This is a genomic window from Paludibacter sp. (assembly GCF_009712605.1).
Classification (GTDB): domain Bacteria; phylum Bacteroidota; class Bacteroidia; order Bacteroidales; family Paludibacteraceae; genus Microbacter.
Window position 1 is genome coordinate 43,776 of sequence record NZ_WASO01000015.1, and the last position, 13,265, is coordinate 57,040.

Sequence of the window (13,265 nt, forward strand, 5' to 3'; positions counted from 1 at the left end):
AATACAATTCAAAATAACTATGTCACGCTTAAAATTAATTTTAGTGTCGTTGTTGCTCTGTTTTGCGGGGATAATTACGACAACATTCGCACAAGAGTCCTTGCAGTTGCGATCTGGTATTGATTATCCTGCCGAAATTGAAAACCCTGAATGTCAGGGAATCAACAAGGAACCCTACCACGCTACCCTGATGCCTTATGCCAATTTGCAGGAAGCGCTGGCGGCTAATCGTCTTGCTTCATCGCAATGCCGCAGTTTGAACGGAAACTGGAAATTCAATTGGGTGCCAACTCCCGACAAACGTCCGAAAGACTTTTACAAAATCGATTTCGATGTTTCGGGCTGGAAAGAGATTCCCGTTCCGTCCAACTGGGAAGTGCATGGATACGGAACACCGTTTTACCGCAACCTCGGCTATACCATCAAAAAAGACTTTCCACGTGTAATGAGCGAACCCGAAAAATGGTACACCTCCTACAAAGAACGCAATCCGGTAGGAAGCTATCGCCGCGATTTCGAGGTTCCTGCCGAATGGGATGACCGCCGTATTTTTATCACCTTCAACGGTGTGGATTGTGCCTTCTTTATCTGGGTCAATGGCGAAAAGGTGGGCTACAGCGTCAATAGCCGTAATGCTGCCGATTTTGATCTGACCAAATATGTAAAACCGGGCAAAAATACGCTGGCAGTAGAGGTGTATCAGTACAGTTCGGGCACCTGGCTCGAAGATCAGGATATGTTCCGTTTGCACGGAATTTTCCGCGATGTAACTCTTTGGAGTGCCCCACAGGTACACATCCGCGACTTCTTTGTAAAACAGGATCTCGATAAGGATTATAAAAATGCTACTGTCGAGGTTTTGGCAAAGCTGAAGAATTATGGTGATAAAACTGGAAAACCACAGACATTTACTGCAACACTCTATGATAAGGCAGGAAATGTTATTGCCAAAGGAAGTGCCGTCGGCAAAGCTCTTGCGTCCAAACAGGAAGAACAACTGACGGTGAAATTCCCTGTAGACAATCCTGCAAAATGGACCGCCGAAACTCCTAATTTGTACACGATGGTGTTGAATAGTTCGGAGGGGGAAATTCTTTCGTCCAGAGTGGGTTTCCGCAAGCTCGAAATCAAAGGGCGAGTATTTACGGTGAATGGTGTGCCTATCAAACTGAAAGGCGTAAACCGTCACGAACACTGGTCTGATGTGGGACATGCCGTTACCGAGGAACAGATGATCCGCGACCTCGAAGTAATCAAACAGGGCAATTGCAATCACGTACGAACCAGCCATTATTCCGATAATCCCCGTTGGTACGAGTTGTGCGACGAGTGGGGTATCTGGTTGGTGGCTGAGGCAAATTGCGAATGTCACGGGTACGACGGTCGTTTCGATGAAGAACCGACAATGAAAGATGCCATTATTGACCGCAACGTTGCCAATGTTGAGAACTTTAAAAATCATCCGTCGGTAATCATCTGGTCGCTTGGAAATGAATGCGGCCGGGTCGGTTCCAATTTTGTTGCAGCCTTGAATACTGTAAAAAGTCTTGATCCTTCGCGTTTTGTGCATTACGAACGTTTTGGAACAGGGAAAAATAATCCTGCCGATTTCGATGGCAGAATGTACGGTACCGCTGCCGATTATGTCGATATGGTGAAAAACTGGGGTTTGACGAAACCTTTGTATATCTGCGAATTTGTTCACGCTATGTTCAACTCAATGGGTTCTCTTGACGAATACTCTAAGGCGTTTGATGAGAATCCCGAAATTCTGGGTGGAGCGATCTGGGAGTTTCAGGATCAGGCATTGTGGAACAAACGGGATCCCAAGCATCCGATATTAGCTTACGGCGGTGGTTTTGGTGAAGCTCCTAACGACCACTATTTCATTCACAAAGGAGTAGTGTCATACGATCGTTCGACCGAAGGGCCCAAAGTGAAACCGCATTATCCGGAAATGAAAAAAGCCTTCCAGTGGATCGATACGGAACTGAGCGATGCCTCCACGGGGGAGATTCGTATTAAAAACAAATACCAGTTCATCTCGTTGAATGGATTTGATGCGACCTGGAGTTTGACCGAAAACGGACAGGAAATAGACAACGGTCAGATAAAAATGAGACCAACATGGAGCAAAGGGGTATTTCAGGCAATGATTCCATACAAAATAGAACATCCGAAAGCCGGAGCGGAATATTTCCTTCGCATTTCTTACAAACAAAAAGAAAAAACACTTTGGGCAGACAAAGGCTTTGAAGTAGCTTCGGCTCAATTTAAGCTTCCGGTCAATACGCTTCCGGCAGTAGATGCAAAAGCCACTCAGCCTGTAAAACTAGTTCAAAACAAAGATCTCGCAACGATTTCGGGTAATGGTTTTTCTGTCGTGTTTGATAAGAAAACCGGCTTCATGAGCCAGCTTACTAAAAATGGGGTAGACCTGTTGGTTACCGATGGAGCACCCAAATTGCACTTCTGGCGCGCGGCTCACCGCACTGACGATGACTGGGCATTCCGCCAATGGGAAAAATTCGGTGTGAATGCACTTCAGTACTCTTTGGTCGATTTCAAAGCGGAGGTAGTGGATAACGCATCTGTCAAGGTCACTGCTACGGTTAAGGCTGAAGGTAAAGAAGGATTCGGGGCTTATCATACGGCTACTTACCTCATCACAGGCGACGGTAAGGTGAAAGTTGATAATAAAATTGAGTTTACGGGCTTGCGCATCAATTTGGCAGAAATCGGCGTACGTATGTTGTTGGACAAAAAACTTGATCGCATGACTTATTTCGGTCGTGGTCCGCAGGAGAACTATGCCGACCGTAAAAGTGCTGCCGATGTTGGTCTGTACGAATTGGCCGTGAACAATCAGTATGAATACGAAAAGCCGATGGAGCAGGGCAATCACGAGGAAGTAAGATGGGCCGAACTGAAAGGTGCCGGAATGCCGGGCTTATTGGTGCAAGCCGACGAAAACCTGATGCAGGTGGCTGCATTGCCCTATACCGACGAACAGATGAATCCGGTGGAATACAAAATTGATCTTCCGGCAAGTTCGGCGACCGTATTCAGAATCTCGACCAAAACAATGGGTGTGGGATCGAATAGTTGTGGACCCAAACCTCTGGAGAAATATTTGATCTGGTCGGATAATACACACTTTAGCTATAGCCTTCAATTGAAATAAAAGAATATGAGTATCTGATATTTTGCCTAATGGCTTGAAAAGCCCCATTTTCATAACCGCAGGTCTGTGACCTGCGTGCGAGCATAGCTTGAACCCACACGACCTGAAAGGTCGGACTTTACTAACAGTAATGCCTTTGACTACGTCGATTTTCAATTCAGGCATAGAAGAGCGGGGCCTTGACAACCCGTAAGCCAATGGCATACGGTTATGAAAATCTCGTCTTTCAGACGACATAAAACTCAATTAGGTGACATATCGGATAATCATTTAAAAATCCGTTTTTGAAAAAGATATGAGCAAAATACAAAATACCATCATTGCTATTTCGGTAGCTTTGACGTCGATAGCAGCCGCAAAGGCCGACAATCCCATTATTCAAACCAATTACACCGCCGATCCGGCGCCAATGGTGTATGATGGAACGGTTTATCTTTATACATCGCACGATGAGGACAAAACTATTCGTAACTTTTTTACGATGAACGACTGGAAATGTTATTCTTCGAAAGATATGGTCAACTGGACTGATAGGGGAACTATTTTTTCGTATAAAGGATTCAGTTGGTCACGCGGTGATGCCTGGGCTGGACAGTGCATTCCCCGCAATGGCAAGTTCTATTACTATGTTCCGGTCAACATGAAAAATGGAGGAAATGCGATTGGGGTAGCTGTCGCCGATAGCCCTACCGGCCCTTTCAAAGATGCCATTGGTGCTCCTTTGCTGATCGGGTATGGTTACATCGATCCGACGGTCTATATCGACGATGACGGTCAGGCCTATCTTTATTGGGGAAATCCCAATTTATGGCATGTAAAATTGAATGAAGATATGATCTCTTACGATCAGAAATTAGGTATTGTAAAAGAAGATTTGAAAGATGAGAATTTCGGGTATCGTGCCAAGAAAATAGATAACCGCACGGCTGCTTACGAGGAAGGCCCCTGGTTTTTCAAACGTAACGCAAAATATTACATGCTTTATCCGGCAGGTGGCGTGCCCGAGCATTTGGCCTATTCCACAAGCAACGGGCCTACCGGTCCGTGGGTATACGGCGATACCATCATGCATGTGATTAAAAATCACGGAGCATTTACCAACCATCCGGGATATATCGAATTCAAAGGTAAGTCGTATCTCTTTTATCATGATGGAGGTTTGCCCGGTGGTGGTGGATTCAAACGTTCGGTATGTATCGAGCCGTTCAATTTCAATGCCGACGGTTCCATTCCTTTGATTACACCGACAAGCAAGGGTGTTGTTGAGAGTGCTGCCAGTCTTGATCCGTATCAAAGAACAGAAGCCGAAACCATTGCCTGGTCCGAAGGCCTGAAAACGGCACAAGATCAGCAAACAGGAGTGTATGTTACCGAAATTAGTAATGGCGACTACATCAAAGTGCGCAGCGTCGATTTTGGCAAAGGAGCAAAGATTTTTCAGGCAAGTGTTGCTGCGAAAGCCTCTGCAGGCACAATCGAAATTCGCATCGACAGCAAAGATGGTAAATTGCTCGGCACATTACCGGTGAAAGCCACCGGTGATGATTTAAGCTGGAAAACCCAGTCTTGCAAGGTGAATGCTGTGAAGGGAGTCCACGATATTTTCTTTGTATTCAAAGGTGGTGACGGAAATCTATTCAATTTCGACTGGTGGAAATTTACCAAATGATAATTACAAAAATCAATTATATGAATTCGCAAATTCGCTATTTCGTTCTTCTTGTTTTGTCTGTGTTCGGGGTAAGTCAATCTCTTAAAGCTGATTACCCTATAGCATCTCATCGTTATCTGGCTGATCCGGGCGCGTTGGTTTATAATGGCAGAGTATATCTTTATTGCTCCAACGACGATGATAATCCTGCCGGTGAAAAAAGCAGTTATCAGATGCACTCCATTGTCTGTATTTCCAGTAGCGATCTGAAAAACTGGACCGATCATGGTATCGTATTTCAGGTGCCACGTGATGCAGCATGGGCTCCCAAAAGCTGGGCTCCATCACCTGCAACCCGCGATGGAAAAATATTCCTTTATTTCGGCAATGGCGGCAATGGTATCGGAGTTGCTGAGGCCAACAATCCATTAGGTCCTTTCAAGGATCCGATTGGTAAAGCATTGGTTAGTTCTGAGACTCCGGGTGTGATGCCGGCCAGAAATATGTGGCTTTTCGATCCGATGACCTTTATCGACGACGACGGTCAGGCTTATATGTATTTCGGGGGAAATGGAGATAATAATGTTCGTGTCATCAAGCTCAACAAAGACATGGTCAGTGTAGATGGCCCGGCTATTCCACTGACAGCCCAAAATTTCTTTGAAGCTTCGTGGATGCACAAGGAAAATGGGATTTACTATTTTTCATACTCTTCAAATCCCAGAGCTGAAATGAGAATCGACTATATGAAAAGTACCAGTCCAACTTCTGGTTTTACTTACGGAGGAGTCATCTCAAAACAACCGCCGCTCAATGATAATAACAACCATCAGGCAATTTTCAAATTTAATGGTGTATGGTATGAGGCGTATCACAACCGCATCGTTGCGAAGCAGGCTAACATTCCTCCGACCTATAAACGGAATATTTGTCTGGACTCGTTCAGCCACAATCCCGATGGAACCATTAATGTGATGGTCAATACCGTGGATGGCGTGAAACAACAAGCTTATCTCAATCCGTTTGAACGTACCGAAGCAGAAACCTTTAATGCTCAAAGTGGTATTAAAACAGAAGTTTGCAAAGCTGGCGGTATGAATGTTTGTCAGATTGATAACGGCGACTTTATCAACGTACGTGGCGTTAATTTCGGAAAAGGTGCATCATCGTTTCAGGCAAGTGTTGCCTCAACATCCGGTGGCAGCATAGAAATCCGTTTGGATGGTCAGAATGGAGAACTGGTGGGCACTTTACCTGTTGCCAATACCGGTGGTGAGCAAAGCTGGAAAACTCTTACCTGCAAGATCAAAGCCGTTAAAGGTGTTCATGATTTGTTCTTTGTATTCAAAGGAAAGAATGTGAATGCATTCAATTTTGACTGGTGGCAATTTGCTGCTAAATAAATTATTAACCTGATAGTATAGATAAGATACGATGAAAAAACTTATTGCGATTGGACTTTTTTTAGTGTTTTTCTGGGGCGTCACCAAGGCCGAGAACCCGATTATGCAGACACATTTCGGTCCCGATCCGGCTCCTATGGTTTATAACGGCACGATGTATGCTTATGTGGGTGACGATATTCCGGGCACCGATTTTTACTATATGACCAAATGGCGTGTCCTTTCCAGCACCGACATGGTGAATTGGACCGACCACGGTTCTCCTATCTCGCTCGAGTCGTTCAAATGGGCACGCGACCGTGCCTGGGCTGCTCAGTGTATCGAACGAAACGGCAAATTCTACTGGTACATCTGTGCTCAAAGCACCAAAAACGATATGGCAATCGGCGTGGCGGTTTCCGACAGCCCAACCGGCCCGTTTAAGGACGCAATAGGCAAGCCGTTGATTATGAATGGTAGTTGGTCGAATATCGATCCAACCGTATGGATCGACGACGATGGTCAGGCTTATCTTTACTGGGGAAACGGAAGTTTGTTTTACGTAAAACTGAACAAAGATATGATCTCTTATTCGGGTGATATCGTTACAGTTCCGGTTACTGTTGAGTCTTTTGGTGGTGCCAGAGGCAACAAAAGCGTGGAAAATCCAAACAAAGATATGTATGTGGAAGGTCCATGGTTCTATAAACGTAACAATCTCTATTATTTAATGTATGCCGGAATGGGCAAGGGGGGCGAATGTCTTTCATATTCTACCAGCAATGGTCCAACCGGCCCATGGAAGTATCAGGGCAAGATCATGGAAAATCAAAAGCTGAACAGTTTCACCAACCATGGTGGCATTATTGATTATAAGGGAAATTCCTACCTCTTCTATCATAGCGGCTTGCTACCCAACGGTGGAAGTTACGGTCGTGCAGCCTGCGTGGAACAGTTTGCCTACAATCCCGATGGTACCATTCCTGCTGTTACGGCAACGAAAGAAGGCCCAAAACCGGTTGGCTTTATCGACCCGTACAAACGTCAGGAAGCTGAAACAATGGCCTGGTCGGAAAAGTGTACCATCTCTCAAAACGATAAACTTGGGGTGTACGTGTCGGGTACCCGTATGAAAGGTTACATTAAAGTTCGTGAGGTGAACTTTGGAAATCAGTCGCCAAAATCCTTTACGGCATCTTTAGCCGCTGGGGTAGATGGTGGTATCTTGGAAGCTCGTCTCGATAGTGTTGGCGGTCCTGTCATTGCATCTGTGAATCTTCCACGCACCGGAGGCTGGGACAAATTTGTCAGCTTTACTTCTAACCTCAGCAAAGAGGTAACCGGTAAGCACGACGTCTATTTTTTCTTTAATGGACAGAATATCACAGCCGGACGCGAGTTGTTCAATTTCGACTGGTGGAAATTCAATAAATAATAATTGAATCGAGCATGAAAAAACAATTCTATTTCTTTCTGATAGCATTGCTTTTGCCTTCATATTTGTGGGCTATCGGTGTAGAAAGTTATGTTTCGACAACTAAAGGAAAAAACGACTTTACGTTATCTGCAGCAGGAAAATCAACCACATTATTGATTAATTCAAAAGATTATCCTGGAGTTATTCGAGCTTTAAAAGATTTGAAAGCCGATATTGGGAAAGTTACAAGCGTAGAACCCTCAATTGTTTATGATAAAGCACCCACTCAAAAAGAGCTCGTAATTGTAGGAACGATAGGAAAAAGTCCGGTTATTGACCAACTCGTAAAACGAGGCAAGCTAGATGTGAAGAGTATTATCGGGAAGTGGGAGAACTTTTTGATTCAAGTAGTTAATAGTCCACTGCCTGGTGTCGATAGAGCCCTTGTTATTGCAGGAAGTGATAAGCGGGGTACGATTTTTGGTATTTATGATGTGTCAGAGCAGATTGGCGTTTCGCCCTGGCATTTTTGGGCAGATGTCCCAGCCGATCATCAGGAGGCACTTTATGTAAAACCGATTCGAAATATACAAGGTCCAAGTGTAAAATACCGGGGTGTTTTTATCAATGATGAAGCACCGGCTCTAACTGGCTGGTTTAAAGAAAAATATGGCATGGCTAAGCCAAGCCAAAATCCACCTGTAGGCAAGAATGTCGTAAATTACGGACATGAGTTTTATGCAACGGTTTTTGAGCTATTGCTTCGTCTTAAAGCCAACTATCTTTGGCCAGCCATGTGGAGTAACGCTTTTAACGAAGATGATCCAGAGAATCCGCGTCTTGCCGATGAATTTGGCATTGTCATGGGTACTTCCCATCAGGAACCTATGGTTCGCTCCCAGCAAGAATGGGATCGTCGTTATATAAGAACTCTTGGCAATTGGGATTATACGAAACATCCTGATACGCTTCTTAATTTTTGGAAAGAAGGAATTCGTCGGAATAAAAACTTTGAAAGCATCGTCACAATGGGACTTCGGGGTGCCAATGATTCTGAAATGCACGGTAGCCTGAAAGATAATATTTCAATGGTTGAAGAGATAGTTCGAAATCAGCAGAAAATTATCAGTGAAGAAATGAACACCAGTCTCGAAAAAGTGCCTCAGGCGTGGTGTTTATATAAAGAAATAATGGAATATTACAATAACGGGATGCGTGTCCCCGACAACATTACGTTGCTTTGGGCTGATGACAACTGGGGCAACATCCGTCGGTTGCCTAATGATGCCGAGCGCAAGCGAAGTGGTGGGGCCGGGATTTATTATCATTTTGATTATCATGGTGATCCAAGGAGCTACGAATGGATTAACACAAATCCTCTTCCTAAAATATGGGATCAAATGTCACTTGCCAAGCAATATGGTGCAGACAAAATCTGGATTGTAAACGTAGGGCATCTGAAAGGGTATGAGTTGCCAATGGAATATTTTATGAGCCTCGGTTGGAATACAAATCGGTGGAATAACTCAAATATAAACGAGTTTACACGACTTTGGGCTGCCAGAGAATTTGGACCGCAATATGCTGTAGAAATAGCTGATATTCTTTCTAAGTATGGGAAATACAATGGTCGTCGAAAACCAGAATCGCTAACGGCATCGACATACAGCCTTACAAACTACAACGAATTCGAAACTGTTGTTTCGGATTATAAAAATATTCAGGCAAGAGCAGAAGTTATTTACGACAAATTGCCAAAGGATAAACGTGATGCATTTTTTCAGATTGTTTTATTCCCCGTAAAAGCTTGTGCTATTGTTAATGAATTGTATTTGTCAGCTGCAAAAAATGAATTATATGCCCGTCAGAAACGCTCAACCACCAATACGATGGCTGCACAAACCAAATTGTTGTTCCAGGCTGATACTACCTTAATGTCCTATTACAACCATATGTATGCCAATGGAAATTGGAATCACTTTATGGATCAGACTCACCTTGGCTATACCGATTGGATGCCTCCAAGGAAAAATAGTTTAGGGGCAATTAAACTTGCAGAAATTCAAGTGCCCGATTCAGCGCTATTGGGTGTAGGTCTGGAGGGTACGGAGTTGAGTTGGCCTAACTCAGCTTCAAAGGCTTCGTTGCGTCAATTTGATATTTTCAGTAATCAACAACATTACATTGACGTTTTTAACAAGGGTAAACTACCTTTTGATTATAAGGTAACGACAGATGTTCCGTGGTTAACGATTGGAGAAGCTAAGGGAACTATAAGCGATAAAGATCAACGTATTTGGCTTAAGTTGAACAAGCAACATTTACCAACTGGCAAAACAGAAGGTACAATAAAAATTTCGGGTGCAGGAAGCGAAGTTTTAGTGCAGGTCAGTGCGTTTAATCCTGCTGATGGCAAAGAAATAATGAAAGGTTTTATTGAAAGTGACGGACACATTTCAATAGAAGCAGAACATTATTCCAAAAACATTGACAATGGAAATCGTAAGTGGATTAAAGTTGAGGATTATGGACTTACGTTATCGGGAATGAGAGCTACGGCCCCGGCAAATGCAACAGCTGCTACCCCTGGCCAAGATGCTCCCTGTCTGGAGTATCCTTTGTATTTATTTTCAAAAGATAGTGCCGAGATTACATTGATTACCTCTCCATTGCTAAACTACATGCCAGATAGGGACATTAAAATGGCAGTGTCATTTGATGACGAAAAACCCTCGTACATTACTAATGTTCCTGATAAGTTCAAGGTGCATTGGTCTAACCCTGACTGGGCGCAAACAGTCGTAAAACAAGCCAGACAGTGTAAAACAACTCTCAGAATATCAAAGCCGGGGGGGCATGTTTTAAAAGTATGGATGATTGATCCTGGTGTAATTGTCCAAAAGATCATTGTAAACACAGGAGGACTAAAGCCTTCTTATCTTGGGCCTAATGAATCTTATTTTGTTAAATAGTAGGTGTATAAGTGAATAGCTTGCGAATTTTGCAACGAAACAATAATATGAAAATAAAATTCCTTTTGTTGATAAGTCTTTTCCCTCTTATATGTCAGGGACAAGTGGTGAGAAATCTGAAACAACTTTCAGACAGAGTGAATGTTACTTTATCGGATGGAACACTCAGCATAGCCCCATTGTCAGATAATGCTGTAAGAATAAAGTTTTACAAAGGTGCTGAAGATAACCTGCAGGAACTAGTGTTTACATCCAATGTCCCTACACCAGCCTTTAAAGTGCAGGAATCGGCTACTTCGGTGCAGCTGAAAGTCGCTAAAATTAGTGTCGCTGTCGATAAGCAATCGGGTAAGTTGTCGTTTTTTGATGCTACCGGTAAACCATTGGTGAATGAATCGGCAGGCTCCCGCAAGTTAGAGCCCGGCACCATTCAGGGCGAGCCCTGCTTTATGGTTGAACAAACGTTTGATTCTCCGGCCAATGAAGCAATTTTTGGGTTGGGGCAGTTTCAGGACGGGCATTATAACCTGCGCGGCGTTGCCCGTCGTTTGACTCAGGTCAACACCCAGATTTCGATCCCGTTTATCTATTCCAGCCGGGGCTACGGTCTGTTGTGGCATCAGTACGGTCTCACCGATTTCAATCCAGCCGACAATGCCATTGCCCTGAATAAACAGGAGCAGGCGGCTACCGGAACTCAGGAAGCAGAAGTAACTACGACAGCTGGTACTCAAAAAGTATCTCAAAATCAATCGCTTTATAACGGAAAATTCAATGTTCCTCAGAATGGGGAATATTCGCTTTTTCTTGACCTTGGCGATATGGGGAACCGTCATTTTGTATCCATCGATGGTAAACCGGTTGTCGATCAGAGTAATATGTGGCTGCCGCCTACCGTGGGCGCTTTGGTGCAGTTGACTGCCGGAGAGCATCAGGTGCAGGTGTTGTGCAAATCCGATAACACGCCACATTTGTCGTGGAAGGCGCAATCTAATACTACAACTTTCCGTTCCCCGGTTGCCAAATCATTGGATTACGTGGTTTTCTCTGGCTCGGCTGACGATGTCATTGCTGCTTATCGCACCCTTTCGGGCAATGCCCCATTATTACCTCAATGGGCTTATGGCTTTTGGCAATGCCGCGAACGTTACTCATCAGGCAAGCAATTGGTAGAAACGATAGAAGAGTTTCGGAAACGCAATTTGCCCGTGGATGTGATTGTGCAGGACTGGCAATATTGGGGCAATAATGGTTGGGGCGTGCCAAAATTCGATGAGAAGAATTATCCGAATCCCAAAGAATTTATCGGGAAACTGCATGATTTGAATGCCCATTTCAATATTTCAATCTGGTCGAATCCCGATAAAAACTCGGATATAGGGAAAGAGTTTGTTGCCAAAAATCGCTTTATTCCGAATACCAAATGGCTCGACTATTTTAATCCCGATACCAGAAAAGATTATTGGAGTGTATTGAAAACGAATATGTTCGATAACGGTGTGGATTCGTGGTGGATGGATGCTGTTGAGCCTGAAAACGATGCCTTGAAAGGAGAAAAGACTACCTTTGGCATTGGCGACTTCTACCGCCTCACTTATCCCTATTTTGTGAGCAAATCCGTGTATGAAGGCCAACGTGCAACTTCCGACCAAAAGCGGGTGTGTATTCTTACTCGTTCGGCTTATTTGGGACAGCAACGCTATGGCATCATCAACTGGTCGGGCGATATTGGTGGAACCTGGGATACATTTAAACGCCAGATTGTAGCCGGATTAAATTATTCTGTTACCGGATTTCCTTACTGGACAACCGATATCGGAGGCTTTTTCCGTCCGGGGCGTTCGCAATACACCGATGAAAAGTATCAGGAACTATTGACTCGTTGGTTCCAATGGGGTGTCTTTAATCCGGTTTTCCGCATACACGGCTACATGACCGAAACCGAACCGTGGAAATACGGACAAACGGTGGAGGACAACATGCGCAAAGCATTGGATTTGCGCTATAGCCTGATGCCGTATATTTATTCCGAAGCTTGGCAAATTACCAAAAACGGTTCTACGCTGATGCGCCCGCTGGTAATGGATTTTAGTAACGATGCGTCTGCTTTGAAGTATCCATACGAGTATATGTTTGGAAAATCGTTGCTTGTAGCGCCTGTTACCGAGGCCGGAGTGAAGGATTGGAAGACCTATCTTCCGCAGGCTGCCGCATGGTACGATTTCCGCACAGGAGAGAAGTTGGAAGGAGGCAAGGAAACGGTCAGTACGGTTAGTCTGGATATGATTCCGGTTTACGTGAAAGCAGGAACCATTTTGCCCATTGGCCCCAAAGTTCAGTATGCCACCGAAAAAAAGTGGGATGACCTTGAAATCAGAGTTTATCCGGGAGCAAACGGCAGTTTTACTTTGTACGAAGATGAAAATGATACCTACAATTACGAAAAAGGCGCGTTCTCAACCATTCGCTTTGTGTGGAATGATAAAGCTGGAACGCTCGCCATCGAAAATCGCAAAGGCTCTTATCCGGGTATGCTAACAAGCCGTCGTTTCCACATTGTTTTGGTGAATGGCAATGGTCAGAAAAGTATTAAGACTTTGGATTATTCAGGAAAGCAGATGCAATTGAAGTTACAGTGATCTGATAAAGGAAAAGCTAT

6 protein-coding genes are annotated in these 13,265 nt (G+C 44.2%); all 6 read left to right on the top strand.

Features of this window, described 5'->3' with window-relative positions; translation table 11 throughout:
* The first annotated feature begins 19 nt into the window (after positions 1-19).
* The 6 genes from F8N35_RS12825 to F8N35_RS12850 all read left to right on the top strand — a co-directional run bounded on the left by F8N35_RS12825 (position 20) and on the right by F8N35_RS12850 (position 13,245).
* A complete protein-coding gene (locus F8N35_RS12825; protein ID WP_293053712.1) occupies positions 20-3,184 on the top strand; it encodes a glycoside hydrolase family 2 TIM barrel-domain containing protein in 3,165 nt (1,054 codons plus the stop codon).
* Between the two features lie 295 nt (positions 3,185-3,479).
* Entirely contained in the window at positions 3,480-4,853 is a 1,374-nt protein-coding gene (locus F8N35_RS12830; protein WP_293053713.1) for a glycoside hydrolase family 43 protein, read from the top strand.
* A gap of 20 nt (positions 4,854-4,873) precedes the next feature.
* On the top strand, positions 4,874-6,238 hold the full coding sequence (locus tag F8N35_RS12835; protein ID WP_293053715.1) for a glycoside hydrolase family 43 protein: 1,365 nt from the start codon (positions 4,874-4,876) through the stop codon (positions 6,236-6,238).
* A 31-nt stretch (positions 6,239-6,269) separates the two neighbouring features.
* Positions 6,270-7,652: a glycoside hydrolase family 43 protein gene (locus tag F8N35_RS12840; RefSeq protein WP_293053717.1), complete on the top strand. Its 1,383-nt coding sequence runs from the start codon at positions 6,270-6,272 to the stop codon at positions 7,650-7,652.
* 14 nt (positions 7,653-7,666) lie between these two features.
* Positions 7,667-10,606 (top strand): glycosyl hydrolase 115 family protein, encoded by a 2,940-nt coding sequence (locus F8N35_RS12845; RefSeq protein WP_293053719.1) that lies wholly within the window; start codon positions 7,667-7,669, stop codon positions 10,604-10,606.
* Between the two features lie 47 nt (positions 10,607-10,653).
* On the top strand, positions 10,654-13,245 hold the full coding sequence (locus F8N35_RS12850; protein WP_293053721.1) for a TIM-barrel domain-containing protein: 2,592 nt from the start codon (positions 10,654-10,656) through the stop codon (positions 13,243-13,245).
* The last annotated feature ends 20 nt before the right edge of the window (positions 13,246-13,265 follow it).

What these genes read in the sequence shown, in the direction of transcription:
- F8N35_RS12845 (WP_293053719.1), top strand. Translation starts at nt 7,667, where the DNA reads ATGAAAAAACAATTCTATTTCTTTCTGATAGCATTGCTTTTGCCTTCA.
- F8N35_RS12835 (WP_293053715.1), top strand. Translation starts at nt 4,874, where the DNA reads ATGAATTCGCAAATTCGCTATTTCGTTCTTCTTGTTTTGTCTGTGTTC.
- F8N35_RS12850 (WP_293053721.1), top strand. Translation starts at nt 10,654, where the DNA reads ATGAAAATAAAATTCCTTTTGTTGATAAGTCTTTTCCCTCTTATATGT.
- F8N35_RS12825 (WP_293053712.1), top strand. Translation starts at nt 20, where the DNA reads ATGTCACGCTTAAAATTAATTTTAGTGTCGTTGTTGCTCTGTTTTGCG.
- F8N35_RS12840 (WP_293053717.1), top strand. Translation starts at nt 6,270, where the DNA reads ATGAAAAAACTTATTGCGATTGGACTTTTTTTAGTGTTTTTCTGGGGC.
- F8N35_RS12830 (WP_293053713.1), top strand. Translation starts at nt 3,480, where the DNA reads ATGAGCAAAATACAAAATACCATCATTGCTATTTCGGTAGCTTTGACG.